22 protein-coding genes are annotated in these 24,159 nt (G+C 71.0%); 12 read left to right on the plus strand and 10 right to left on the minus strand.

The window, feature by feature from the left end:
* Positions 1–645 precede the first annotated feature (645 nt).
* Genes AB0H32_RS31555 through AB0H32_RS31565 form a run of 3 tightly spaced genes read left to right on the plus strand, consistent with a single transcriptional unit; the run spans position 646 to position 3,232 of the window.
* A complete protein-coding gene (locus tag AB0H32_RS31555) occupies positions 646–1,530 on the plus strand; it encodes an ABC transporter substrate-binding protein (protein ID WP_361127505.1) in 885 nt (294 codons plus the stop codon).
* Positions 1,527–2,468 carry an amino acid ABC transporter permease gene (locus AB0H32_RS31560; protein ID WP_361127508.1) on the plus strand — a complete coding sequence of 314 codons (942 nt, stop codon included), beginning with the start codon at positions 1,527–1,529 and terminating at the stop codon, positions 2,466–2,468. The genes AB0H32_RS31555 and AB0H32_RS31560 overlap by 4 nt, the downstream gene beginning before the upstream one ends.
* The gene (locus tag AB0H32_RS31565) at positions 2,465–3,232 is read left to right on the plus strand and encodes an amino acid ABC transporter ATP-binding protein (RefSeq protein ID WP_361127511.1); all 768 of its coding nucleotides are present in this window, start codon (positions 2,465–2,467) and stop codon (positions 3,230–3,232) included. Before AB0H32_RS31560 ends, AB0H32_RS31565 begins: the two co-directional genes overlap by 4 nt.
* Before the next feature lie 11 nt (positions 3,233–3,243).
* On the opposite strand, the gene aroQ is transcribed toward AB0H32_RS31565, so the two are convergent.
* Positions 3,244–3,717: a type II 3-dehydroquinate dehydratase gene (gene aroQ / locus AB0H32_RS31570; RefSeq protein WP_361127514.1), complete on the minus strand. Its 474-nt coding sequence runs from the start codon at positions 3,715–3,717 to the stop codon at positions 3,244–3,246.
* A gap of 210 nt (positions 3,718–3,927) precedes the next feature.
* On the opposite strand from aroQ, the gene AB0H32_RS31575 reads away from it, so the two are divergent.
* On the plus strand, positions 3,928–5,199 hold the full coding sequence (locus AB0H32_RS31575) for an MFS transporter (RefSeq protein WP_361127562.1): 1,272 nt from the start codon (positions 3,928–3,930) through the stop codon (positions 5,197–5,199).
* Between the two features lie 14 nt (positions 5,200–5,213).
* Here AB0H32_RS31575 and AB0H32_RS31580 read toward each other — a convergent pair whose 3' ends face one another.
* From AB0H32_RS31580 to AB0H32_RS31605, 6 genes are all read right to left on the minus strand, one after another.
* Entirely contained in the window at positions 5,214–6,314 is a 1,101-nt protein-coding gene (locus AB0H32_RS31580) for an ionic transporter y4hA (protein WP_361127517.1), read from the minus strand.
* 132 nt (positions 6,315–6,446) lie between these two features.
* A complete protein-coding gene (locus AB0H32_RS31585) occupies positions 6,447–7,442 on the minus strand; it encodes a TerC/Alx family metal homeostasis membrane protein (protein WP_361127565.1) in 996 nt (331 codons plus the stop codon).
* A 233-nt stretch (positions 7,443–7,675) separates the two neighbouring features.
* Entirely contained in the window at positions 7,676–9,559 is a 1,884-nt protein-coding gene (locus AB0H32_RS31590; protein WP_361127520.1) for a TerD family protein, read from the minus strand.
* A gap of 57 nt (positions 9,560–9,616) precedes the next feature.
* Positions 9,617–10,195, minus strand: a complete 579-nt coding sequence (locus AB0H32_RS31595; RefSeq protein WP_361127523.1) for a TerD family protein — start codon at positions 10,193–10,195, stop codon at positions 9,617–9,619.
* 156 nt (positions 10,196–10,351) lie between these two features.
* Positions 10,352–12,508, minus strand: a complete 2,157-nt coding sequence (uvrB, locus tag AB0H32_RS31600; RefSeq protein WP_361127526.1) for an excinuclease ABC subunit UvrB — start codon at positions 12,506–12,508, stop codon at positions 10,352–10,354.
* 39 nt (positions 12,509–12,547) lie between these two features.
* Complete coding sequence (locus AB0H32_RS31605; RefSeq protein ID WP_361127529.1) at positions 12,548–13,426, minus strand: MHYT domain-containing protein; 879 nt, start codon at positions 13,424–13,426, stop codon at positions 12,548–12,550.
* A 279-nt stretch (positions 13,427–13,705) separates the two neighbouring features.
* Between AB0H32_RS31605 and AB0H32_RS31610 the strand changes: the two genes are divergently transcribed.
* Entirely contained in the window at positions 13,706–14,575 is an 870-nt protein-coding gene (locus AB0H32_RS31610; protein WP_361127532.1) for a glycerophosphodiester phosphodiesterase family protein, read from the plus strand.
* A 43-nt stretch (positions 14,576–14,618) separates the two neighbouring features.
* Positions 14,619–15,173 (plus strand): methylated-DNA--[protein]-cysteine S-methyltransferase, encoded by a 555-nt coding sequence (locus tag AB0H32_RS31615; RefSeq protein ID WP_361127535.1) that lies wholly within the window; start codon positions 14,619–14,621, stop codon positions 15,171–15,173.
* A gap of 8 nt (positions 15,174–15,181) precedes the next feature.
* Here AB0H32_RS31615 and AB0H32_RS31620 read toward each other — a convergent pair whose 3' ends face one another.
* Positions 15,182–15,610, minus strand: coding sequence for a VOC family protein (locus AB0H32_RS31620; protein WP_361127538.1), 429 nt, complete (start codon positions 15,608–15,610; stop codon positions 15,182–15,184).
* 99 nt (positions 15,611–15,709) lie between these two features.
* On the opposite strand from AB0H32_RS31620, the gene AB0H32_RS31625 reads away from it, so the two are divergent.
* Complete coding sequence (locus AB0H32_RS31625) at positions 15,710–16,615, plus strand: pseudouridine-5'-phosphate glycosidase (RefSeq protein ID WP_361127541.1); 906 nt, start codon at positions 15,710–15,712, stop codon at positions 16,613–16,615.
* Complete coding sequence (locus tag AB0H32_RS31630) at positions 16,600–17,535, plus strand: PfkB family carbohydrate kinase (RefSeq protein ID WP_361127544.1); 936 nt, start codon at positions 16,600–16,602, stop codon at positions 17,533–17,535. Before AB0H32_RS31625 ends, AB0H32_RS31630 begins: the two co-directional genes overlap by 16 nt.
* Before the next feature lie 152 nt (positions 17,536–17,687).
* On the opposite strand, the gene AB0H32_RS31635 is transcribed toward AB0H32_RS31630, so the two are convergent.
* A complete protein-coding gene (locus AB0H32_RS31635; protein WP_361127547.1) occupies positions 17,688–18,482 on the minus strand; it encodes a methyltransferase in 795 nt (264 codons plus the stop codon).
* 173 nt (positions 18,483–18,655) lie between these two features.
* Between AB0H32_RS31635 and corA the strand changes: the two genes are divergently transcribed.
* A complete protein-coding gene (gene corA, locus AB0H32_RS31640) occupies positions 18,656–19,783 on the plus strand; it encodes a magnesium/cobalt transporter CorA (protein WP_361127550.1) in 1,128 nt (375 codons plus the stop codon).
* Positions 19,784–19,831: 48 nt separating this feature from the next.
* On the opposite strand, the gene AB0H32_RS31645 is transcribed toward corA, so the two are convergent.
* Complete coding sequence (locus tag AB0H32_RS31645) at positions 19,832–20,464, minus strand: uridine kinase (protein WP_361127553.1); 633 nt, start codon at positions 20,462–20,464, stop codon at positions 19,832–19,834.
* A gap of 387 nt (positions 20,465–20,851) precedes the next feature.
* On the opposite strand from AB0H32_RS31645, the gene AB0H32_RS31650 reads away from it, so the two are divergent.
* The 3 genes from AB0H32_RS31650 to AB0H32_RS31660 all read left to right on the plus strand — a co-directional run bounded on the left by AB0H32_RS31650 (position 20,852) and on the right by AB0H32_RS31660 (position 23,874).
* Complete coding sequence (locus tag AB0H32_RS31650) at positions 20,852–21,544, plus strand: DUF2293 domain-containing protein (RefSeq protein ID WP_361127556.1); 693 nt, start codon at positions 20,852–20,854, stop codon at positions 21,542–21,544.
* Between the two features lie 154 nt (positions 21,545–21,698).
* Positions 21,699–22,178, plus strand: coding sequence for an anthrone oxygenase family protein (locus tag AB0H32_RS31655; RefSeq protein ID WP_361127568.1), 480 nt, complete (start codon positions 21,699–21,701; stop codon positions 22,176–22,178).
* 208 nt (positions 22,179–22,386) lie between these two features.
* Entirely contained in the window at positions 22,387–23,874 is a 1,488-nt protein-coding gene (locus tag AB0H32_RS31660) for a glutamate synthase subunit beta (RefSeq protein WP_361127559.1), read from the plus strand.
* Positions 23,875–24,159 lie beyond the last annotated feature (285 nt).

Consider the following 24,159-nt stretch of genomic DNA (forward strand, 5'->3'; position numbering starts at 1 on the left):
ACCTGGTTCGCGTGCGGCCCACCGGTTCGGGGCGCCCGGTTCGCGTGCGGCCCACCGGTTCGGGGCGCCCGGTTCGCGTGCGGCCCACCGGTTCGGGGCGCCCGGTTCGCGTGCGGCCCACCGGTTCGGGGCACCTGGTTCGCGTGCGGCCCACCGGTTCGGGGCACCTGGTTCGCGTGCGGCCCACCGGTTCGGGGCGCCCGGTTCGCGTGCGGCCCACTGGCTCGGGGCGCCCGGTTCGCGTGCGGCTGCGGGTCCGTAGAGGCCTTCCGCGCAGTTCCCCGCGCCCGTTGGCCATGCGCGCATTACTCAAGAGGCGGGCTTCACCGCGCGCCCGGCGCACGTCCGCATGTGCGCCGGGCGCACATGCGACCGCACGCGCCCCGTGTGAACGTTTCGCACGCGCCGGACTCGCGTGCACGCTCCCGGAGACCGCTGTCACGCAGTCAACTGGTGGCAGCCCCGCACAGGACGACGGCTCCTGGGCGGTATGGGCCGCCGGTCTTCCCACCCCGCCCTCGGCCGGCGGCCCAGGCCGGGCCGCTTCAGGAGCAGTGTTCACACGCGTGCAACACCCGTTCCCACTATGCGGACACCGAGCCATGCGACCTGGACAAACAGGGGGTTCGCTGCCAATCTCCCGCCATGCACCCTGCCCCTCGCGCACTGCGCTGCGCGGTTGCCGCCGCGACCACAGCCCTGCTCGCCACCGCCGTCGGCTGTGCCCCGCAGCCCGAGGACGGGGCGACGGCCGCTCCGTCCGGCTCCGCCGCAAAGAGCTGCGCCAAGGGCCAGTTGGCCACCAAGGCGTCCGGAAAGCTGACGATCGCGACGGACGAGCCGGCATACGAGCCGTGGTTCAAGGACGACAAGCCCGCGAACGGCAAGGGCTTCGAGTCCGCGGTCGCCTACGCGGTCGCACAGCAGCTGGGCTACGGCAAGAGCAAGGTGGTCTGGCAGAGCGTGCCGTTCAACAAGGCGTTCGCGCCCGGAGTGAAGACCTTCGACTTCGACATCAACCAGGTGTCGATCAGCAGCGAGCGCAAGAAGGCCGTGGACTTCTCCTCCGGTTACTACGACGTCCGCCAGGCCGTCATCGCGTTGAAGGGCAGCAAGGCCGCCGGGGCGAAGACCATCGCGGACCTGAAGGGCCTCAAGCTGGGCGCCCAGGTGGGCACGACGAGCCTCGACTACATCACCGACGTGGTGAAGCCGAAGCAGGAGGCCGCCGTGTACGCCAAGAACGACCAGGCCAAGTCCGCGCTGAAGAACGGTCAGGTCGACGCCGTCGTCACCGACCTGCCGACCGCGTTCTACATCACCGCGGCCGAGGTGACCGACGCGAAGATCGTCGGCCAGTTCGAGAACCAGGGCGGTGCGCCCGAGCAGTTCGGGCTCGTGCTCGACAAGGGCAGCGCGCTGACCTCGTGCGTGACCGGTGCCGTCGACGCCCTGCGCAAGGACGGCACGCTGGCGAGGATCGAGAAGCAGTGGCTCTCCGACGCCGTCGACGCGCCGGTGCTCAAGTGACCCTCACCAAGGGCGAGTCCACCCCGGAGGGGGCGGACGACAAGAGTGACACGACCAGCTGCACCGAGGGCGCGACACCCGCCGCCGACGACGGCTACGTGCCCTCCGGGCGGCGGCTGGAGCGCGAGCGCTACAAGAGGGCGCGCGCCCGCCGCGCCACGGCCGTCGCGGCGCTCTCGACCCTGGTCACGGCCGTCGTGCTCTACCTGGTCGTCGTCAGCGCGCCGGGCTGGCCGCGCACCAAGGAGACGTTCTTCAGCGCGCACTACGCGCGCGAGGCGTTCCCGAAGGTCCTCGAAGGGCTGTGGCTGAACGTCCGTCTGCTGCTCGTCTGCGGTGTCGCCGTGCTGGTGCTCGGCATGCTGATCGCCGTCGCCCGCACCCTGCGCGGCCCGGTGTTCTTCCCGCTGCGGGTGCTGGCCGCTGCGTACACCGACTTCTTCCGCGGCCTGCCGCTGATCATCAACCTGATGATCGTGGTCCTGGGCGTGCCGGCGCTGCGGCTGCAGGGCGTGACGGTGGATCCGGTGCTGCTCGGCGGTACGGCGCTGACGCTGACGTACTCGGCGTACGTGGCCGAGGTGTTCCGGGCAGGCATCGAGTCCATCCACCCCTCGCAGCGCGCCGCGGCCCGCTCGCTGGGTCTCACCAACCGGCAGGCCCTGCGCTACGTCGTGCTGCCGCAGGCGGTGCGCCGACAGGTGCCGCCGCTGCTCAACGACCTGGTGTCGCTGCAGAAGGACACCGGCCTGGTGTCGATCGGCGGCGCGGTGGACGCCGTACGGGCGGCCGACATCATCGTGGGCCGCAGCCTCAACTACACGCCGTACATCGTCGCCGGGCTGGTGTTCGTGGCGCTGACCATCCCGATGACCCGCTTCACGGACTGGGTGACGGCCAGGATGGACCGGCAGCGGGCCCAGGGAGGATCGATATGAGTACGGCACCCCGGGACGGCTCCCCCGTGCTGCGGATGGAGTCCGTCCGCAAGACCTTCGCGGACTCGGTCGTGTTGCGGGACGTCGACCTGGAGGTCGCCCCGCACACCGTGACCGCGCTGATCGGCGCTTCCGGTTCGGGCAAGTCCACGCTGCTGCGCTGTGCCAATCTCCTGGAGGAGATCGACGACGGCGCGATCTGGCTGGACGGCGAGGAGATCACCGACCCGCGCGTCGACCAGGACGCGGTACGGCGCCGCATCGCCGTCGTCTTCCAGGCGTACAACCTCTTCCCGCACATGACCGTGCTGGACAACATCACGCTAGCCCCGCGCCGGGTGCACGGCGTCTCCCGCGCGGAGGCCGAGGAGCGGGCCAGGGAGCTGCTGGAGCGCCTCGGGCTCGGCGGCAGGGCGGACGCCTACCCGGACCGGCTGAGCGGCGGCCAGCAGCAGCGTGTGGCGATCGTTCGGGCTCTGGCGGTACGGCCCCGGCTGCTGCTGCTCGACGAGATCACCGCCGCGCTCGACCCCGAACTCGTGGGCGAGGTACTGGAAGTGGTCCGCGGTCTGAAGGACGAGGGCATGACCATGGTGCTGGCGACGCACGAGATGGGCTTCGCCCGCGACGTCGCCGACCAGGTTTGCTTTCTGGACGGAGGGGTCGTGCTGGAGCGCGGCACCGCCGAGCAGGTCTTCGGCGACCCGCAGCAGGAGCGCACGCGGCGCTTCCTGCGGCGGATCGTGGAGGCCGGCCGTCTGTAGTACCGCGCGGGCTACGCGTCGCCCTGCGCCGCCCCCACCAGGGCGGCGACCCGCTCCACGCCGAACACATAGCCCTGCACCCCACAGCCCGCGATCACACCGTCGGCGCGCAGCGAGACGTACGAGTGGTGCCGGAACGACTCGCGCCGGTGGATGTTGGAGATGTGCACCTCCAGCACGGGCATGCCGTCGCAGGTGTTGAGGGCGTCCAGAATCGCGACCGACGTGTGCGAGTAGGCCCCGGGGTTGATGACGATCCCACAGTGGTTCAGCCGGGCCTCGTGGATCCAGTCGACCAGCTCGCCCTCGTGGTTGGACTGCCGGAAGTCCACCGTGCCGCCGTGTGCGGCCGCCGCCTTGGCGCACATCGCCTCGACGTCGGCGAGCGTGTCCGTGCCGTAGATCTCGGGCTGGCGCTGGCCGAGGAGGTTCAGGTTGGGCCCGTTGAGGACCATGATCGGGGCGTTGGCCAGGGTGCGGGGCACAGTTCCTCCGGTCCGTCGGGGCGGTACGTCGGTGACCGCCGCTCGGACCCGGTCTATCACGGTGCCCTCGGCGGGCGAGGGGCCGCGCGCGACCGGCCGCCCGGCGTGCGCGGCGGTTGCGGTGATCGCCTCCGTGCGCCCCCGTAACCCTTGATCACTGCGGGTAGTTGACGCGACATGCACGATGTACGCGCCGTAAGGGCTCCTTCCATGCTGCGGCTCGCCGCCGCCTCGCTCGTCGGGACCGCGATCGAGTTCTACGACTTCTTCGTCTACGGGACCGCGGCGGCCCTGGTCCTGGGGCCGCTGTTCTTCCCGACGTTCTCGCCGGTGGCGGGGACCCTGGCGGCGTTCGTGACCTTCGGGGCGGGGTTCGTGGCCCGTCCGCTGGGCTCCATGCTGTTCGGGCACCTCGGCGACCGGCGCGGACGGCGTCCGGTGCTGGTCGTCTCACTGCTGCTGACCGGTGCCTCGACGGTCGCGGTCGGGTGCGTACCGACCTACGGATCCATCGGCGCGGCAGCCCCGGCTCTGCTGCTCGTCCTGCGTTTCCTGCAGGGTCTGGGGCTCGGCGGGGAGTGGGGCGGGGCGGTGCTGCTGACCGCCGAGCATGCGCCCCCGGAGCGCCGCGCCCTGTGGTCGAGCTTCCCGCAGGTGGGGCCCGCGGTCGGCTTCGTGCTCGCCAACGGGGTGGTGCTCGCACTGTCGGCGGCCCTGTCCGATGCGCAGTTCGCGCAGTGGGGCTGGCGGGTGCCGTTCTGGGCGGCCGGTGTACTGGCACTGGCCGGGCTGTGGCTGCGCTCGTCGCTGGCCGAGAGCCCCCGCTTCCTGGAGATCGACGACCACGCGCGCGTGCCGCTCGTCGAGGTCGTACGGCACCACGGGCGGCTGGTGCTGCTCACGGCCGGGGCGCTGGCCGTCGGGTACGCGGTGTTCTACGCGGTGACGACCTGGTCCCTCGCTTATGCGACGGAACGGCTGGGAGTGAGCCGCACGGTCATGCTGACCTGCGTCATGGCCGCCGTGACGGTCCAGGGAGCGATCACGCCCTTCGTGGCGCTGCTCGGTGACCGTTACGGACGCCGCCCGTTGTGCCTGGCGGGGTGCACGGCGTGCGCGCTGTGGATGCTGCCGATGGTCGCGCTGCTGGCGACCGGCGAGCCACTCCTGATGTTCCTCGGCATCCTGGGCGCGCTGATCGCCTTCATCACCATGTTCGCGGTGATCGCCGTGTATCTGCCCGAGCTGTACGAAGCGCGGGTGCGCTGCACGGGTGCCGCAGTCGGCTACAACCTCGGCGGGGTTCTCGGGGGCGCGCTCACCCCGATCGTGGCGACCGCCCTCGCGGAGAACGGCGGGCGGGTTCCGTGGGCCGTGGGCGCGTATCTGACGGGCGTGGCGCTGCTGAGCCTCGGCTGCTTCGCGCTGCTGCCGGAGACGCGTCCGGTGCCCGTGCCGGCGGTGGAGCCGGCCACGGGCTGACCGGGCGGGTGGTGCTACGGGTTGACCGCCAGCTCCAGGTAGGCCAGGAACAGCACCAGATGGACGCCACCCTGCAGGGGGGTGGCCCGGCCCGGAACCACCGTCAGGGAGCTGACCACCACGGTCAGCAGGAGCAGCAGCATGTCCGTCGGGCCGAGGCCGAGGACGAGCGGTCCGGACAGCCAGACGGAGGCGAGCGCGACAGCGGGGATGGTCAGGCCGATGCTGGCCATCGCCGAGCCGAGCGCGAGGTTGAGGCTGGTCTGCACCCGGTCGCGGCGGGCGGAGCGCAGTGCGGCGATCGTCTCGGGCAGCAGAACCAGCAGGGCGATGACCACACCGACGACCGCCTGGTTCAGGCCGGCCGCCGCCACTCCGGACTCGATGGTGGGCGACACGCCCTTGGCCAGGCCGACGACGCCGACCAGGGCGAGGCCGAGCAGGCCGAGGCTGATCCAGGCGGTACGCCGGGACGGTTGCTCGGCGTGGGCGTCCACGGTGATGACCTCGCCCTGCCGGGTGATCGGCAGGAAGTAGTCGCGGTGCCGCACGGTCTGGGTGGCCACGAACAGGCCGTAGAGGATGAGCGAGGAGAGTGCCGCGAACGTCAGCTGCACGGTGGAGAACTCGGGTCCGGGCTTGCTCGTGGTGAAGGTCGGCAGCACCAGGCTCAGCGTGGCCAGGGTCGCCACGGTCGCGAGGGCGGCGCCGGTGCCCTCGGGGTTGAAGACCGCGGTGCCGTGACGCAGGGAGGCGACGAGCAGGCACAGCCCGACGATGCCGTTGCAGGTGATCATCACGGCGGCGAAGACGGTGTCGCGGGCCAGGCTGGCACTCTTGGCGCCGCCGTCGGCCATGAGGGTGACGATCAGGGCCACCTCGATGATCGTGACGGCGACGGCGAGCACCAGCGAGCCGAAGGGCTCGCCGACGCGGTGAGCGACCACCTCGGCGTGGTGCACCGCGGCCAGCACGGACCCGGCGAGGACCAGGGTCACCAGCGCGACGACCGCGCCGGGCAGGTCCCGGCCCCAGGTGAAGATCAGAAGGACGACCGCGAGCACCGGCACGAGGAGCGTCCACTGCGTGGTGAGCGACCTGAGCCGAGTGATCATGCAGCGATGGTTACAGACACGTACGGGGTTCGCATTCCGTTCTTTTCGGATCCCTTCTCATCCTTTCTGCGCGAGGCCCCGGAGCTGGTGCCGCCGGGGCCCCGCAGGGTCGGGTGACGGTGTTCGCGTCCCCTACCGCCGGGCGTTGACGCCCTCCTTCGCGGCGCCGCCGCCCTCATCGGACACGGCCTCCGTGACCGCCTGCTTCCTGGTCACCATCAGGCTGGTGATCGTGGTGACCACGAGGACCACGCAGATCACGCCGAGCGAGACCGGGATGCTGATCTCGGGGACGTGGACCCCGGACTCGTGCAGCGCGTGCAGCACCAGCTTGATGCCGATGAAGCCGAGGATGACCGACAGGCCGTAGGACAGGTGGACCAGCTTCTTCAGCAGGCCGCCGATGAGGAAGTACAGCTGACGCAGGCCCATCAGGGCGAAGGCATTGGCGGTGAAGACGATGTACGGGTCCTGGGTCAGACCGAAGATCGCAGGGATGGAGTCCAGCGCGAACAGCACGTCGGTCGTGCCGATGGCGAGCATCACGACCAGCATCGGGGTCATGACCCGCTTGCCGTTCTGCTGGATCCACAGCCTGGTGCCGTGGTACCGGTCGGCCACGCCGAACCTGCGCTCCGCGGCCTTCAGCAGCTTGTTCTCCTCGTACTCCTCGTCCTCCTCGTCGGCGCGGGCCTCCTGGATCAACTTCCAGGCGGTCCAGATCAGGAAGGCGCCGAAGAGGTAGAACACCCAGGAGAAGCTGGCGATGATCGCGGCTCCGGCCGCGATGAAGACGGCCCGCAGGACCAGGGCTATGAGGACACCGACCAGCAGGACCCGCTGCTGGTACTGCGAGGGCACCGCGAACTTCGCCATGATCAGGACGAAGACGAAGAGGTTGTCGACGCTCAGGGACTTCTCGGTGATGAAGCCCGCGAAGAACTCGCCGGCAGGCTGACCGCCGCCCAAGACGAGCAGGCCGAGGCCGAAGAGGCCGGCCAGGGCGATCCAGACGACGGTCCAGATCCCGGCTTCCTTGACCGACACGTCATGGGGCTTGCGCCCGATGAAGAAGTCGACCGCGATCAGGGCGGCCAGCCCCACGATGGTCAGGGCCCACAGGCCCATGGAGACTTCCACTGCACCTCCGGCATTACGTAACGGCAAACATCGGGGTTGTCGCTGCCGGAGGTCTCTTCCACCCGCGATGGGCCGACGTCCCGGGATCCTCGTCGATCCGTACTGACGGGTGCGCCGCAGTCAGGGAGTACTCCCCTCCGTACGGAAGACCATACCCCAATAGCCAAGAAAAGGTAAAGTGTCCGGTAAAGGAAATCCCAAAATCGCTGATCAGGGGCGCTTTACTTATACTTGGTGCGAGCTGCCGTCACCTCGGCGAGCACCTGCTGCAGGATGCCGCTACCGGGCGGCACCAGTGAGGGTTCATACGTCCAGGCATGGCCGACCCAGGGGTCGGCCAGGTGATCGCCGGGTACGGGGGTGAGTCGCATGAGCGAACGCCACAGCGGGTCGAGCAACGGCCCGTACGCCTCGGCGTCCTCGCGATCCGCGACCATCACCAGGTGGACGCCTACGGCGGGACCCTCGTCGGCGAGATAGCGCAGCTGGGTCACGGCCCGGTCGTCGAAGCCGTGCGGGAAGTCGTTGACGATCAGCAGCTGCTGTGCGGTGCCTACGCCGGGCGGCAGCGACTCGGCCGCGCCGCCCCGGACGGCCATCTGCATCAGGTCGACCTGCTGGGTGAGCCGCCCCAGCACCTCCGCCACTCCGACCGCACCGGCCGCGGGCGGCGCCGTCAGGGCCCCGGCGCCGATCAGCGGCTGGAGCGCCAGGGCGCCGGCACCAGCCGGATCGATGACCTGCACGGCGAAGTCCCCCGCCGGGTGAACGGCGAGCAGCCGGGCGGCAAGCGCCACCGCGACCTCCATGGCGAGCCGGCGCAGCTCGGCCGGGTCCACAACGGTGTCGTCGGATTCTGCCGCGGGACCGCTGTCGATCCACAGACCCCGCTCCAGCGGCAGTCTGACCAGCAGGGGGATACGGAGCGGGACGCTCTCGGGGAGATGGAGATCGCCGAGCCGCAGGGCCATCGGCGGCTCGGCCGGTACGCGGTAGCCGTGCCAGACAGGGTTGTCCCAGCGGGCGAAGGCCGACGGCAGTGCGGGTTCGACCACCCCGGACTCGGCGGTGAGCTGGGCGAGGTCCCGGTCGAGTGCCGCCCGGGCCTGGTCGACCAGCTGGGAGTGCCGGGCGTGGGCCGCCTCGCGAGCGGTGTCCCCCGCCGTGCCGAGCCGGCCGCGCGGGTCGGTGAGGACCTGGTCGAGCTCCTTCTCCAGACGGGAGCCGGCGAAGTCGACGGCGCTGCGGTATGCGGCCGTGGTGCGGGCCAGGTCCTCGAACATGCCCCAGACCTGGTTGTAGAGCCGCTCCTCCATCGACCACCCCACCGCGTCACCCGCCACGGGCTGGGCGGGCTGACCGTCCGCAGCCGGAGCCGTCGCGGGCGGCGGCGGGGGCGGTGCGGTGTGCGCACGGCGGCCCGGGTGCGTGTAGTCGACCGGATTGCCGGAGACCGGCGCGCCGTGCGCGTCGGGGGTGCCGTACGACTCCGTCGGAGCGGGTACCGCGGCGTCCGGGACGTGCTGTGGTGGCGGCGCCGGGATCGCTCGGGCCAGGCTCCGTGTCACCGCCTCCTGGATGTGTGCCGCGAGTTCGCCGGCCTCGGTCAGGCCCTGGTCGGCGAGAAGCGCGGCGAGACCCCCCGCGTAGCCCTGGCCCACCGCGCGCACCTTCCAGACGCCCTGCCTGCGGTACAGCTCCAGGGCGACGACGGCCGACTCGGCATCCAGGCCGGTGAGGGTGAAGCGGGCGATCCCGGTGCCGTCGAGGCCCGTGACCGCCGCCGTCGGAGCGGCGAACGCGCCGAACCGGAGCGGGCCTCCCGGCCGCTCGGGCAGGGCGAGCAGCACGCAGACACGGTGAACGGCCTCGGGCAGGGCATCCAGGTCGACGGCCAGCCGGTGGCCGGTGGCGGCCTGCACGGACACTTCGATGCCGGGCAGGGCGGGGGCGCCGGGGTGGGCCACCCAGGGGGCGCCGTGCACGGTGCCGTGCTCGTCGCCCAGCGTGGCCCCCGCCAGGACCGGCACTGCGGCCGAGATCCGGATCTCCAGCCTGGCCTGGGACAGCGGGTGGTTCTGTCCCCGCACCAGCTCGGCCGTCATCGCCGTCGCCCCCTGTGTCGTGTTGTCGTACGCCGCCTGCCCGAGCGAGCGGGGTTCCTACAGGTGCGGCAGGATCGCCGGCATCAGGTCCTGGAAGGTGCGGCCGTTGGCCGGAGTGCCCAAGGCGGTCATCGCCCAACCCGAGCCCGACCGGTGCACCTTGGCCATGATCTGGGCGGTGTACTCGCCGCCGCCGTTGAGCGTGTAGCGGGCGAGCTCCTGGCCGTTGGTCTCGTCGACGAGGCGGCAGAACGCGTTCTCCACCTCTTGGAAGGTCTGGCCCGTGAAGGAGTTCACGGTGAAGACGATCTGGTCGATGTGGACCGGGATGCGCTGCAGGTCCACGAGGATGGCCTCGTCGTCGCCGCCCTGGCCGACACCGCCGACGAGGTTGTCGCCGGTGTGGCGCACGGAGCCGTCGTCGCTCACCAGGTGACGGAAGAAGACGACGTCGACCGGCTGCTTCTCGGCGAAGAGCACGGCGGAGGCGTCCAGGTCGATCTCGCGGGTGCGCGAGCCGAACAGGCCGCGCCGCTTCGCCGCCTGCCAGCCGAGACCCATGCGGACAGCGGTCAGGGTCGCCCCGTCCTTCTTCTCCAGGCTGATGGCCTGACCCTTGGTCAAGTTGACGGACACGGCTGGTTCCCCTCTCGGTGTTCCCCTGTTGCCACGCACTGCGCGGTGCCAAGAACCCTACGCAGGGGCACCGACAGTGCCGAACCCCGGCCCGCGCTTTGTGTCGGTGTTGCAACACTGGGCGCAAGTGCCGAGGTCCGGCAGGGTTGCAAGGGGTCAGGCAAGCCCCGCTTCCCGCATCTGGCGCAGTTCCTTCTTCATCTCGGAGACCTCGTCGCGCAGCCGGGCGGCGATCTCGAACTGCAGCTCGGCGGCGGCGGCGCGCATACGCTCCGTCATCTCCTCGATCTGCTCGGCGAGTTCGGCCGCCGGACGGTCCGTGGGCACCGCGGCGCCCGCCTTGCCCTTGGCGGACTTGGCGGCCTTGCCGGCCTTCGCCCCCTTGGCCGCCTTGTCGCCGAGCGACGGGACAGGGGCCTTGGCGCCCTTGCCGTCCTTCAGGTTGCGGTAGCCGGAGCCGAGCAGCTGTTCGGTGTCGACCTCCTCGCGGGCGATCTGCGCGACGATGTCGTTGATCTTCTTGCGCAGCGGCTGCGGGTCGATGCCGTTGGCCTTGTTGTAGGCGACCTGCTTCTCCCGGCGCCGGTTGGTCTCCTCGATGGCCTTCTCCATCGCCGGAGTGATCTTGTCGGCGTACATGTGGACCTGACCGGAGACGTTGCGCGCCGCGCGGCCGATGGTCTGGATCAGCGAGGTCCCGGAGCGCAGGAAGCCCTCCTTGTCGGCGTCGAGGATCGCCACCAGGGACACCTCGGGCAGGTCCAGGCCCTCACGCAGCAGGTTGATGCCGACCAGGACGTCGAACTCGCCGGAGCGCAGCTCGCGCAGCAGCTCGACGCGGCGCAGGGTGTCCACGTCGCTGTGCAGGTAGCGCACCTGGATGCCGAGTTCCAGGAAGTAGTCGGTGAGGTCCTCGGCCATCTTCTTGGTGAGTGTGGTGACCAGGACGCGCTCGTCCTTCTCGGTGCGCTTGCGGATCTCGTGCACCAGGTCGTCGATCTGCCCCTCGGTGGGCTTGACCACGACCTCCGGGTCGACGAGGCCGGTGGGGCGGATGATCTGCTCGACGACACCGTCCCCGCGGGACAGCTCGTAGGTGCCCGGAGTGGCCGACAGGTAGACCGTCTGCCCGATGCGTTCCTGGAACTCCTCCCACTTCAGGGGCCGGTTGTCCAGCGCGGAGGGCAGACGGAAACCGTGATCGACCAGCGTGCGCTTGCGGGACGCGTCGCCCTCGTACATGGCCCCGATCTGCGGGACGGTGACGTGCGACTCGTCGATGACGAGCAGGAAGTCGTCCGGGAAGTAGTCCATCAACGTGTTGGGCGGGGAGCCGGGCAGGCGGCCGTCGAAGTGCATCGAGTAGTTCTCCACGCCGGAGCAGCTGCCGATCTGGCGGAGCATCTCGATGTCGTACGTGGTGCGCATCCGCAGGCGCTGGGCCTCCAGCAGCTTGCCCTGCTTCTCCAGCTCCGCGAGGCGCTCCCCCAGCTCCTTCTCGATGTCGTTGACGGCCCGCTCCATGCGCTCGGGCCCTGCGACGTAGTGGGAGGCGGGGAAGACGTACAGCTGCTGGTCGTCGCTGATGATCTCGCCGGTGAGCGGGTGCAGCGTGGACAGCGCCTCGATCTCGTCGCCGAACATCTCGATACGGACGGCCAGCTCCTCGTAGACCGGGAAGATCTCGATGGTGTCGCCGCGGACCCGGAAGGTGCCCCGGGTGAAGGCAAGGTCGTTACGGGTGTACTGGATGTCGACGAAGCGGCGCAGCAGCTCGTCGCGGTCGATCTCGTCGCCGACCCTGAGCTGGACCATCCGGTCCACGTACTCCTGCGGAGTACCGAGGCCGTAGATACAGGAAACCGAGGCGACCACGATGACGTCACGGCGTGTGAGCAGCGAGTTCGTCGCCGAGTGGCGCAGGCGCTCGACCTCCTCGTTGATCGAGGAGTCCTTCTCGATGTAGGTGTCCGACTGCGGGACGTAGGCCTCGGGCTGGTAGTAGTCGTAGTACGAGACGAAGTACTCGACCGCGTTGTTCGGGAGGAGCTCGCGGAACTCGTTGGCCAGCTGGGCGGCCAGAGTCTTGTTCGGTGCCATCACCAGGGTGGGGCGCTGGAGCTTCTCGATCATCCACGCCGTGGTGGCGGACTTGCCGGTGCCGGTCGCGCCGAGCAGGACGACGTCCTTCTCACCTGCCTCGATGCGCCTGGCCAGCTCGGCGATGGCCGTCGGCTGGTCGCCGCTGGGCTGGTAGGAGCTGACGACCTCGAAGGGCGCCACCGTGCGTTCGATGTGGGAAACGGGCCGCATGTCACCACCGTACGACCCCCCACTGACAACGGGTCCCGATCAGCGGTTCTGCGGGGTGCGGGACTCGTGGTGCGCCGGGCGGCGGACCGGCCGGGCACCGGAGTGTAGCGACGCGTGACGATCGTGGTGGGAGGCGACGGCTGCGGCCGGGACGCCCGGCTTGTCCTCGACGGCGGTCGCGGTCGGCCTGCCCATGATCATCAGCGGATCGAACACCACGACGACGCCCGCGAGCAGCAGGAAGGCGAGCGGGCCGATCAGCATCGGCGCGAGCGCCGAGGCCGGTGAGCCCACGGTGCCGGAGCCCGAGGTGCCGTGGAGGTGGACATCGAGGGCGGCCATGCCGGTGTAGTGCATGCCGCTCACGGCGAGACCCATCACGAGGCTCGCCCCGACGCTCCACAGGAAGCCGCGCACGCGTCCGGCCGCCCACAGGGCGGCGGTGGCGGCCACCACCGCTATGACGACGGAGACGGCGACGGTGAACGTGTTGTACGTGAACCGCCCGTCGAAGTGCATCCCCGCCATGCCGAGGTAATGCATGGAGGCGACGCCCAGACCGGTGATCGTGCCACCCGTGAACAGGGAGGTGCCGGTGGCACCCCGGTATCCGACGATGAAGATCCCCACACCCACCATGACGATGGCGAGGCCGAGACTCGCGTAGGTGATCGGCTCGTCGTAGTGGATCGGCGTCTCCTTGATGGTGAAGCCCATCATGGCGACGAAGTGCATGGTCCATATGCCGGAGCCGATCGCGGCCGAGCCGAGGGCCAGCCAGGCGGGCCGCCGGGAGTGTGTGACCAGCAGGGACCGGGTCGTGCAGCGCAGGCCGAGGGCGCCACCCAGGCAGGCCATCAGAAAGGCCACCACCGGGGTGACGGCCCCGTAGCTGAATCCGTCGACCGTGCCCTGCATGCGCGGCTGCCCTTCCGCCCTGTTGCGTCCCGGAATATCTGAAATGCGCCCCCGTCCCAGGACCGCGGGGGCGGCCAGGGTTGACGCAGAGAGTATGACCCCCACCGGAATGGTCGAACGATTTTCCGGCAAAGAAACACGGCCCTGCCCCACTTGTGCGGCACCCGTGAGCGGACCTGGACAATTCCATTCACTGTGTGGCCGTCCTGCGCCCGGGTACCGTTGACTCTCTGCTGTCAAGCTGGTGCTGTCGGTATTCGCTCGACGCGAGGAGTACGCATGCACGCGCGCGTAGCCGCCGCCATCGCCGCGGCGGTCCTGGGGACGGCCGCCCTGCTGAGTCCCACACCCGTCGCCCGGGCGGGCGAGTCCGGCGTGCCCACCGTGATCGCCCACCGCGGGGCTTCGGCCTACGCGCCGGAGAACACACTGGCCTCCATCGACAAGGCGGCGAAGCTGGGCTTCTCCTGGGTCGAGAACGACGTGCAGCGCACCAAGGACGGCGAACTGGTCGTCATCCACGACGACAGCCTGGAGCGCACCACGAATGTGAAGGACGTCTTCCCGGGCCGGGCGCCCTGGAAGGTGAAGGACTTCACCGCCGCCGAGATCGCCCGGCTCGACGCCGGCAGCTGGTTCTCGTCCGCCTACAGGGGCACGCGCGTGCCGACCCTCACGCAGTACATGGGCCGGGTCGAGCACAATCACGAGAATCTGCTCCTGGAGATCAAGAACCCGGAGCTGTACCCCGGCATCGAGCAGCAGACCCTGAAGCTCCTCGGCAACGAGGGCTGGCTGGACCGGCAGCACCTGGAACGGCTGATCGTGCAGAGCTTCAGCGCCGACAGCGTGCGCACCGTCCACGAGCTGAAACCGGCGCTGACCACCGCCTACCTCGGCAAGCCCTCCGTGGCGGAGCTGCAGCAGTACGCGCGCTTCATCGACCTGATCAATCCGTCGTACAGCTCGATCTCCAAGGTCTACGTCTGCGCGGTGCACGCCGTCCAGGGACCGCACGGCAGGCCGCTCGGCGTGTTCGCCTGGACGGTGAACGACGCGGCCGCCGCCCGGACGGTCACGGGCTACGGAGTCGACGGACTCATCACCAACAAGCCCGATGTGGTCCGGGCGGCGTTGGAGTCGGAATGAGCGCGCGGCGGGCATTGTCAGTGGCGGGTCGTACCGTGGGCGCATGGACAGCCATGGGCAGGACGAGGCGCGGGTCGTGTGGGCCGTCATGGACACCGGCATCGGCCCGCTGATGCTGGCGGCGACGCGCGAGGGACTGGTCAACGTCGTCTTCCACGCCACGGACGCGGTGCGCGACCGGGCACTGGAGCGGCTGGCGTCCCGGCTGGGCACCGACCCCGCCGAGGAGCCGGACTCGCCCCTGCTGGCCGAGGCGATACGGCAGGTCGAGGAGTACTTCGCGGCCGGGCGCCACGACTTCGACCTGCCCCTGGACTGGTCGCTGATCTCGGGCTTCAACCGACAGGTGCTGCGCGAGCTGGCCTCCGGCGTCCCGTACGGCACCGTGGTCGGGTACGGCGATCTGGCCGGCCGGGTCGGGCAGCCGGGCGGGGCCCAGGCGGTGGGCACGGCGATGGGCTCCAACCCACTGCCGCTCGTGGTGCCGTGCCACCGGGTGGTGGAGAGCGACGGCGGCATCGGTGGCTTCGGGGGTGGCCTGGAGACCAAGCGGAAGCTGCTCGCCCTGGAGGGCGTGCTGCCCGAGCCGCTGTTCTGAGAACGGCGCTACGCGTAGTGCCGGGCCTCGAAGACGTTGCCGTCAGGGTCCCGGAAATAGAAGCTGCGGACGGCCTTCCCGCGGGCGCCGAAGGAGTCGTGGCCGATGTCGGTCATGGGGACGCCGAGCGCCTTCAGGCGGGCTAGCAGGGCGTCGAAGTGGGCGGACGGCAACGACAGGCAGACGTGGTTGACGGGGTGGCCGGCGCTGTCCGCGGAGCCCGGGAGCATGTTCATGCGCTCCGCGAGACTGCGCGGCGCGAGGTCGAGGATGGTCTCCTCGTTGACGCGCATGGAGGGGAACGACACCTTTCCCTCGGTGAACTCGGCGACCCTCAGGGGCTCCAGCCCGACGGCGTTCTCGTAGAAGCCGGCCGCCGCAACCGGGTCGGACACCCACAGGACGACGTGGTCGAGACGCGTGGTGTGGTTCGTCATGCGGCCCAGGCTGGTGGTGTCCCCCACAGACCGCAAGCGTTTAGCCGGGCGTGCCGCCCGCCAGAGATGAGGAAGGACCGACGGACAGGAGGCGGGCGCGTGGTGGTGGTGTCGGAAGAAGTCCGGGCAGCGATCGACGCACGGCGACCGGTGGTGGCCCTGGAGTCCACCATCATCGCCCACGGGCTGCCGCGTCCGCGCAATCTCCAGGTGGCGCTGGAGCTGGAGGACGTGGTGCGGCAGGAGGGCGCGGTACCCGCGACCATCGCCGTACTGGACGGGCGCCCGCGGGTCGGCCTCGACAAGGAGCAGCTGGAGCGGGTCGCGAACGAGGACGGCATCCGCAAGCTGGGCCACCGTGACCTGCCGATGGCCGTGGCGGCGGGGGTGAGCGGGGCCACCACGGTGTCGGCAACGGCGCAGCTGGCGGCCCTGGCGGGCGTCCGGGTGTTCGCCACGGGCGGGCTGGGCGGTGTGCACCGGGAGTGGACGGTGACGCAGGACGAGTCGGCCGATCTGGGCCTGCTGGCACGGACGCGGATCACGGTGGTGTGCGCGGGGGTGAAGTCGATCCTGGACGTGCCGGCGACCCTGCAGCGACTGGAGACACTGGGCGTGACGGTCGCCGGATACCGCACCGACCGGTTTCCCGGCTTCTACCTGTCCGACTCAGGACATCCGGTCGACTGGACGCTGCAGAGCCCGGAGCAGGTCGCGGACGTCATGCGGGCGCAGGACGCGCTCGGCGCGGCGCAGTCGGCGCTGATCGTGGCCAACCCCGTGCCCCAGGAGCAGCAGCTCGATCCCGACCTGCACGCGCGCGTGCTCGCCGACGCGCTGCGTGCCCTGGAGGAGCAGGGGATCACCGGCCAGGCGGTCACACCGTTCCTGCTCGACTTCCTGGTCCGGCACACGGCCGGCGCCTCACTGGAGGCCAATCTGGCCGCCGTGCGCGGCAATGTGCAGCTGGCGGCCCGGATCGCCGCAGCGTGGACCAGGGGGTGACCGCGTACCGGGACGGAACGCTGCTGGTCGTCGGGGACGTCGTCACGGACGTCGTCGCCCGGCACCGGGGGCCGCTCGCGGCCGGCACCGACACGGCCGCCTCGGTCCGGACCCTGCCGGGTGGTGCGGGCGCCAACGTGGCCTGCTGGGCGGCCCACGCGGGCTGTGCACAGGTACGGCTGCTGGGAAGGGTGGGCACGGACGCGGCGGAGTGGCACGAGCGGGAGCTGGTGGCGGCCGGAGTCAGGCCCCGGCTGGTGGTCGACCCGGACGCGGCCACCGGGACGGTGGTCTGTCTCGTCGACGCGGGCGCGGCGGCCGAGCGGACATTCCTCACGGACAGCGGGGCGTCCCTGAGGCTCGAACCGGCCGACTGGTCGGACGAGTTGCTCGACGGGGTCGCCCGGCTGCACCTGTCGGGCTATCTGCTGTTCTCGGAGCCGAGCCGGGCGCTCGCCGAGATGGCCCTTGCGGCGGCACGCGCGCGTGGCGTGCCGGTCAGCCTGGATCCGGCGTCGGCGGGTTTTCTCATGACGCTCGGGGTGGACCGTTTCCTGGCGTTCGCGGACGGGCTGGATGTGCTGCTGCCCAGCCGGGACGAGGCATGCCTGCTGACGGGTCTGGCCGACTGGGCTGACGCGGCGGCCGAGTTGAGCCGGCTGGTGCCGTTGGTGGTGGCCAAGTCGGGTGGGGACGGGGCGCTGGTGGCCTGCTCCGGGAGCGTCGTCGCCCGGGTTCCGGCAGCGGCGGCGACGCCCGTCGACACCACGGGCGCCGGCGACGCGTTCACCGGCGCGTTCCTCGCCGCCCTGGTCACGGGCGGGGATCCGCGGGAGGCGGCGGCGCGGGGGTGCGAGGCGGGTGCGCGGGCGGTGGAACGGCTGGGTGGCAGACCACCACACCGGGGCATCGGCAGCTGATCGTCACGCCACGGCGGTTCCGCGAGTCGGAGAGGGGCCCGCACCCGGCCATCTGCGGCCGGGCCGGCGCACGGAATCACCGCCGGACGCACCCGCCCGGACAGCCGGACGCCACCCCGCCGGACGCCGCCCGGGTCGCCGGACACAGCCCTCTAGGCCTTGCGGCCCCAGGCCGAGATCATCGGTGCGGTGACGAGGTCCATGCCGCCCGCCTCCACGTTGGCCAGGTGCCGGTCGATGTCCTCGTCGGTGGCGAGGTCCGCGGTCACGAGCCCGTCGCGGATCTGCCGGACCGTGGCGGCCTCCAGAGCGGTGCAGGCGGGCGAGGTCACGGGGAAGTAGGCGTCGGCCTCCACCTCGCGCAACCCGGCCTCGCGGAGCAGACGGGGAAGCTTGCGGCCGTACGACAGGTCGGCGCCGCGGTCGGCGAGCAGCTTGCGGAAGCCCTGGCGCAGCCGGTTGGCGAGCCGCTGCTCGGGGCCGTACTCGTCGGGGCAGATCAGGGGCTGGAGGGCCGGGTCGGCGTCCTCGATCAGCAGCCATCCGCCGGGCCGCAGTGCGTCGATCATGGAGTTCAGGGCCCTTGCCCGGTCCGGGACATGGACGAGGACCAGCCGGGCGTGCACCAGGTCGAAGCCCTCGCCCGGCGGCTCCTGCGCGCCCACGTCGTGGACGCGCGCCTCGACCGGAGGACGGGCCACGGCGGTGAGCAGCGAGGTGTCGAGGTCGGTCGCGAGGACTCTGCCGGCAGGACCGACCTTCTCTGCGAGCCAGGAGACGACCGAGGTTCCGCCGGCCCCGACCTCCCAGCAGTGCCGGCCCGGTCCGAGCCCGAGCGCCTCCAGATGCCGGAAGGTCGTGGGATCGAAGAGGGAGGCGAAGGCGTCGAAGCGCTGGGCCGCCTCGGTCTGCCGGTTGTCCAGGAGATACCCGTCGGATTGCGCCATACCGCGACTATCCCAGTTGCCCCGGTTGTCCGGAACGGCGGGCTGTCCACAGGCGGGAACAAAGCGGAACAGGTCATTCCCACAGGCTTACTCGCCTTTTGCGCCGGACTGGCACACTTGCCGGTCAAGGCGCGAAAGCGTTGCACAGGGGAGATCCACGCGAGGAGATCCAGATGTCCATGGCAGGGAATCTGCGGAAGGTCACGGGGCTGGGCAGGGTCGGCGGCCTGCGCAAGGTGGCGCGGCTGGCCCGGCGGCGGCCGCGCGTGGACCTGAGCCATCCCGCCAGGTCACCGCTGGGCTCCTCGGTGGTGAACTGCGTCACGTACCAGGACGGGGCCCGGGTGCCGGGGTGCACCGACCTGGTGGATGCCCTGGAAAAGGTGCGCAAGACCGGCGAGGGCTTCGTCTGGCTGGGACTGCACGAGCCGACGGACCGTGAGTTCGCGGGCATCGCCGAGTTGTTCGACCTGCACCCGCTGGCGGTGGAGGACGCGGTGGAGGCCCATCAGCGCCCCAAGGTGGAGCGCTACGGGGAGACGCTCTTCGCGGTGTTCAAGACCGTCTGCTACGTGGAGCACGAACAGCTGACGGCGACCAGCGAGGTGGTCGACACCGGCGAGATCATGGTGTTCATAGGCGAGGACTTCGTCATCACGGTACGGCACGGGCGGCACGGCTCCCTGGGCCCGCTGCGCGAGGAACTGGAGGCGGACAAGCAGCAGCTCGCCAAGGGGCCGGCGGCGGTGCTGCACGCGATCGCCGACCATGTCGTGGACGACTATCTGAACGTCACGGACGCGGTCCAGGCCGACATCGACCAGGTCGAGACGGACGTGTTCTCGGAGAACGGGGCACGGGCCGACCCGGGACGCATCTACCAGATGAAGCGTGAACTCCTCGAACTGAAGCGGGCGGTGGTGCCGCTCGCCCGCCCGGTGGAGGATCTGGCCACCCGGCCGATACGGGTGGTCGACCCGGAGATACAGGCCTATTTCAGGGACGTGCTCGACCATCTGATGCGGGCCAAGGAGCAGATAGCCGCGTTCGACGAACTGCTCAACTCCATCCTGCAGGCACACCTCGCGCAGGTGACGGTCGCGCAGAACGAGGACATGCGGAAGATCACGGCCTGGGCGGCGGTGATCGCGGTGCCGACGATGGTGTGCGGGGTCTACGGCATGAACTTCGACCACATGCCGGAGCTGCACTGGCGGTTCGGCTATCCGCTCGTCATGGGCGTGATGGCGGCGGCCTGCCTCGTGCTCTACCGGGGCTTCAGGCGCAACGGCTGGCTCTGACGCACAGCCGCCGGGCTGGTCCGGGCAGGGCCCGACGGGTCCTTCGGATCAGCCGTTCCAGGCGGGGTGCCGTGGATCGTCGGCGCGTACGAGGACGTCGGCCGTGCCGGCCGGGTCGGTCTCCGCCTCGTAGCGCTCGAAGACGGGCAGGGTCCAGTGGTCGGCCTCCGGCGTGCGGCGGCGCAGAGCGCCCGGGGAGAGGAGGACATGGACGGTCAGGTCGAACGGGAACCAGTGGCGCAGGAGGAGGGGGCCATGGAGCAGCAGGACTCCGTCTGACGGGAGTTGGACGTACGGACTGCGGGTGGCACGGTCGGTGGCCGGGTCCCACAGGTCGGGCAGGACGCGGCCGCTGCCTCCGGGATCGAGCGGGCCGAAGACCTCCCGCCACAGGGCGCCCGTGTCGAACCAGCCGCTGTAGTACGACTCCGCGTCCCGTCGCCCGTGCTCCAGGCGGAGCGAGGCGGGGCGCAGGAAACCCTCGGTACCGACGACCAGCGAGGGTCTGCCCCGCACACGCAGCGCCTCGGCTATGCGCTTCGCAAGGTCGCCCGGGCGGGCGGCCGGTGCACCGTCGAATCCGACGCGGGGCCAGGCACTCCCGTCGGCCGGCTCCAGCGCGAGCAGCCGGTCGACCAGCTGCTCGGCGAGCCGGTCCCAGGTGATCGCTTCCAGTCGCACAGCGCCCATGATGCCGGGTGGGGTCGGTGGGCGACGACAGGAGGGTCCTGCTGCGGCCGCGGAAACGGCGGCCCCAAGGACTCCGGACCGGGGTTGCCGGGCGGATCCCCGGCCAGGTAGATCCGTGGCGCCAGACGGACCGCCGACGGGCCGCTGACTCACCGACGGGCCGCTGCCTCTTCGGCGGACCGCTGCCTCACCCACGGACGACCGCCGCTGCCTCTTCGGAGGGAAGCGGCCGCCCTACGGACGGTCTGCCCGACGGACGACCGGGTCGACGGGGCGGCCTGGGCGACGGGGCGGTCTGGTCGTTGTACTCGGGGATCGATGAGGAGGCGGGGCGGGCCGGCGTGGGAGCCGGGGGCCGTGACGGGGAAAGAAGGACGTATGGCGCGCTATGCAACCCCCCTTCTTCCCGCTGGACTTGTCGTCGTCCAGCCCCTGCGGAGCAAGCGCTGTGCCGGCTGTCGCCGCGGGCCGTTGTCGCTGCTCGTGCTGGAGGACGGGGCGCCACGCTGCCTCGTCTGCGCCGACCTGGGACATCTGGTGTTCCTGCCGCGTGGTGACACGGCGCTCACACGCAGGGCTCGTCAGGAGAGCACGCTGTCGGTGGTCGTGGTGCGGTTCAACCGGCGCAAGAGCCGCTACGAACGGCAGGGTGTACTCGTGGAGGACCCGGCGCTGGCCCGGGCCGAGGCGCGGTGCCTGGCGGACGCCGAGGCCAGGCGTCGGCGCAGAGCGCGGGACGCGCGGCGCAGGGCGGCGGAGGACGAGCAGTTCGCGGCGGCGTTCGCGGCGGAGATCCTCAGGCTCTTTCCCGGCTGTCCGCACGAGCGGGCCCGGGCCGTCGCGGCGCACGCGTCCGTGCGGGGCAGTGGACGGGTCGGGCGCAGCGCGGCCGGGCGGGCGCTGTCGGAGGGGGCGGTGATCTCCGCCGTCGTGGCAGGGATACGGCATGTCGACACGCCGTACGACCAGCTGCTGATGAGGGGGGTGCCGAGGTACGAGGCGCGGCGGCGGATCGCGGGGACCGTGGAGAGCGTGCTGCGGGCGTGGGGCGAGGCGGCCGACGTCGGCTGACGGATTTCATCCGGCCGGGCCGGGTACAGGACCTGGACGCTCGCGCATGGCGCCGCGCCGTTCAGCCATGGTGGGGCGGCCGCCCTGCGCCTTCACTGGAAGAAAGGCTGACGCCGGGCATCGGCCCGGGACGGTGCGGGAGTGGGGTGTGATCGTGATCGGCGGGCCGTTTTTCGTGCTGATCGTGCTGGGTGTGCTGGGCACCGGGCTGGTGGCCGGTGTCTTCTGCGGATTCTCGACGTTCGTGATGCGGGGCCTGGCCGCGCTGCCGCCCGCGCAGGGCGTCGCCGCGATGAAGGCGATCAACGTGGCCGCCGTGCGGCCCGCCTTCATGCTGGTGTTCACCGGTTCGGCGGTGCTGTGCGCGGTGATCGCGGTGGTGACCTTCGTGGTCTGGCCGGACGGCGGGAAGACGGAGCTGCTGCTCGGCAGCGCGCTGTACCTGCTCGGCTCCTTCGGACTGACCGTGGTCGCGAACGTGCCCCGCAACGACAGGCTGGCCGGGCTGGCCCCCGGCAGCCCGGAGGCCGCGGTGTACTGGCCGGTATATGTGCGTGAGTGGACGTTCTGGAACCACGTCCGCACGGCCGCCTCCGCCACGGCCGCCGTCGTGTACGTGCTGGCCCTGGCCTGAACATCCCCTGCGGGGATCGTCGAGCCCGTTACGGAGGATCGTCGGGCCCGTCGGTCCCACGCTGGGAAAAGTCCATCGGCAAGCGCTGTCCCGCCCCTCTGCGCGGGTGTCGGCTCGGACGTATCGTGGCCGAAAGAGTGCCGCCCGATGAGGCACGGCCCGTCGTACACCCAGTACCTCCCGGTACACGTACGCGAGGAAGACGACCATGGCCGATCCCAAGGGGTTCATGACCACGCCGCGCCAGGAGTGGCCGCGGCGGCCCGTCGAGGAACGGGTCCGGGACTGGGACGAGGTCTACGTCCCGGGAGCACTGCTGCCCATCGTCAGCAAGCAGGCCGACCGCTGCATGGACTGCGGCATCCCCTTCTGTCACGACGCCTGCCCGCTGGGCAACCTGATCCCGGAGTGGAACGACCTGGTCTCCCGTGAGGACTGGCGGGCGGCGAGCGACCGGCTGCACGCGACGAACAACTTCCCCGAGTACACCGGACGGCTGTGTCCGGCGCCCTGTGAGGCCGGGTGCGTGCTCGCGATCAACCAGCCGGCCGTCACGATCAAGAACGTAGAGTGCGCGATCGCCGACCGGGCCTGGGAGGAAGGTTTCGTCCCACCGCGGCCCCCGGATCGGCTCTCGGGGAAGACCGTCGCGGTGATCGGCTCGGGGCCGACCGGGCTCGCCGCGGCGCAGCAGCTGACCCGGGCGGGGCACACCGTCGCCGTGTACGAGAAGGACGACAGGATCGGGGGGCTGATGCGCTACGGCATCCCCGCGTTCAAGATGGAGAAGCGGCATCTGGAGCGGCGGCTGGAGCAGATGCGGGCCGAGGGGACGAAATTCCGCACGTCGACGGCGGTCGGGCGGGATGTTCCGGCTGCGGATCTGCGAACGCGCTACGACGCGGTGGTGCTGGCCACGGGTGCGACGGCTTGGCGGGAACTTCAGGTGCCCGGCCGGGAGTTGGACGGAATACACCAGGCGATGGAGTACCTGCCGCTGGCCAACCGGGTGTGCGAGGGGGATCTGGAGATCTCGCCGCTGTCCGCGGCCGGCCGGCATGTGGTGATCGTGGGTGGCGGGGACACCGGGGCCGACTGTCTGGGTACGGCGGTGCGCGAGGGGGCCGCGTCCGTGACCCAGCTGGACATCTACGCACAGCCGGGTGCGGGGCGCGACGAGGACATCGAGCCGTGGCCGACGTACCCGAAGGTCTACCGGCTGTCGGCCGCGCACGAGGAGGCACGGGACCTGCGGACGGCTCCGGCGGCGGACGCGGACGCGCGGCTGTTCGCGGCGTCCACGCTCCGCTTCGACGGGGACGACAGCGGGCATGTGCGGTCTCTGCACCTGGTCGAGGTGGACGAGCGACGGCAGCCGGTGCAGGGCACCGGGCGGACGCTGCCCGCCGACCTGGTGCTGCTCGCGCTCGGCTTCTCCGGGCCCGACCGGGAGGACGGGCTCGTCGATCAGCTGGGGCTGATGATGGAGCCGCGCGGCACGATCGCCCGCGACGGCGGCTTCGCGACCAACGTCGCCGGCGTGTTCGCCGCCGGGGACGCGGCTCGCGGTCAGTCGCTCATTGTGTGGGCGATCGCGGAGGGGCGGGCGGTGGCGGCAGCCGTGGACCGGTACCTGACGGGAAGTTCACGGTTGCCGGCGCCGATATCGCCGTCCGACCGCCCGATGGTCGTGTAGCAGGCGGCAGCCGGGAGACCGGCGCCGAGTCGCGACGCCGTCACCCACCGGGCCGCGGTCCCGTCACCCACCGAGCCGTGGGTGCCGTCACCCGCCAGTCGCTTGCGCCGTCGCCCACCGAGCGTGGGTGCCGTCGCCCACCGGTCCCTGCTGCCGTCGCCCGCCAAGCCCTGGTGCCGTCGACCGCCAGGCACCGGTGCCCGCCAGTCCCCGGTGCCGTCGACCGCCACACCCCGGTGCCCGCCAGTCCCCGGTGCCGGCCACCGCCCCACCCCGCTGCCCGCC

Origin of the sequence: Streptomyces sp. NPDC020362 (assembly GCF_040642095.1) — a bacterium.
GTDB lineage: Bacteria > Actinomycetota > Actinomycetes > Streptomycetales > Streptomycetaceae > Streptomyces.

Coding starts and splice junctions, on each gene's coding strand:
- AB0H32_RS31610 (WP_361127532.1), top strand. CDS start 13,706: ATGCACGCGCGCGTAGCCGCCGCCATCGCCGCGGCGGTCCTGGGGACG.
- AB0H32_RS31555 (WP_361127505.1), top strand. CDS start 646: ATGCACCCTGCCCCTCGCGCACTGCGCTGCGCGGTTGCCGCCGCGACC.
- AB0H32_RS31585 (WP_361127565.1), bottom strand. CDS start 7,442: ATGGGCCTGTGGGCCCTGACCATCGTGGGGCTGGCCGCCCTGATCGCG.
- uvrB (WP_361127526.1), bottom strand. CDS start 12,508: ATGCGGCCCGTTTCCCACATCGAACGCACGGTGGCGCCCTTCGAGGTC.
- AB0H32_RS31590 (WP_361127520.1), bottom strand. CDS start 9,559: ATGACGGCCGAGCTGGTGCGGGGACAGAACCACCCGCTGTCCCAGGCC.
- AB0H32_RS31575 (WP_361127562.1), top strand. CDS start 3,928: ATGCTGCGGCTCGCCGCCGCCTCGCTCGTCGGGACCGCGATCGAGTTC.
- AB0H32_RS31650 (WP_361127556.1), top strand. CDS start 20,852: ATGGCGCGCTATGCAACCCCCCTTCTTCCCGCTGGACTTGTCGTCGTC.
- AB0H32_RS31580 (WP_361127517.1), bottom strand. CDS start 6,314: ATGATCACTCGGCTCAGGTCGCTCACCACGCAGTGGACGCTCCTCGTG.
- AB0H32_RS31620 (WP_361127538.1), bottom strand. CDS start 15,610: ATGACGAACCACACCACGCGTCTCGACCACGTCGTCCTGTGGGTGTCC.
- AB0H32_RS31635 (WP_361127547.1), bottom strand. CDS start 18,482: ATGGCGCAATCCGACGGGTATCTCCTGGACAACCGGCAGACCGAGGCG.
- AB0H32_RS31565 (WP_361127511.1), top strand. CDS start 2,465: ATGAGTACGGCACCCCGGGACGGCTCCCCCGTGCTGCGGATGGAGTCC.
- corA (WP_361127550.1), top strand. CDS start 18,656: ATGTCCATGGCAGGGAATCTGCGGAAGGTCACGGGGCTGGGCAGGGTC.
- AB0H32_RS31615 (WP_361127535.1), top strand. CDS start 14,619: ATGGACAGCCATGGGCAGGACGAGGCGCGGGTCGTGTGGGCCGTCATG.
- AB0H32_RS31660 (WP_361127559.1), top strand. CDS start 22,387: ATGGCCGATCCCAAGGGGTTCATGACCACGCCGCGCCAGGAGTGGCCG.
- AB0H32_RS31605 (WP_361127529.1), bottom strand. CDS start 13,426: ATGCAGGGCACGGTCGACGGATTCAGCTACGGGGCCGTCACCCCGGTG.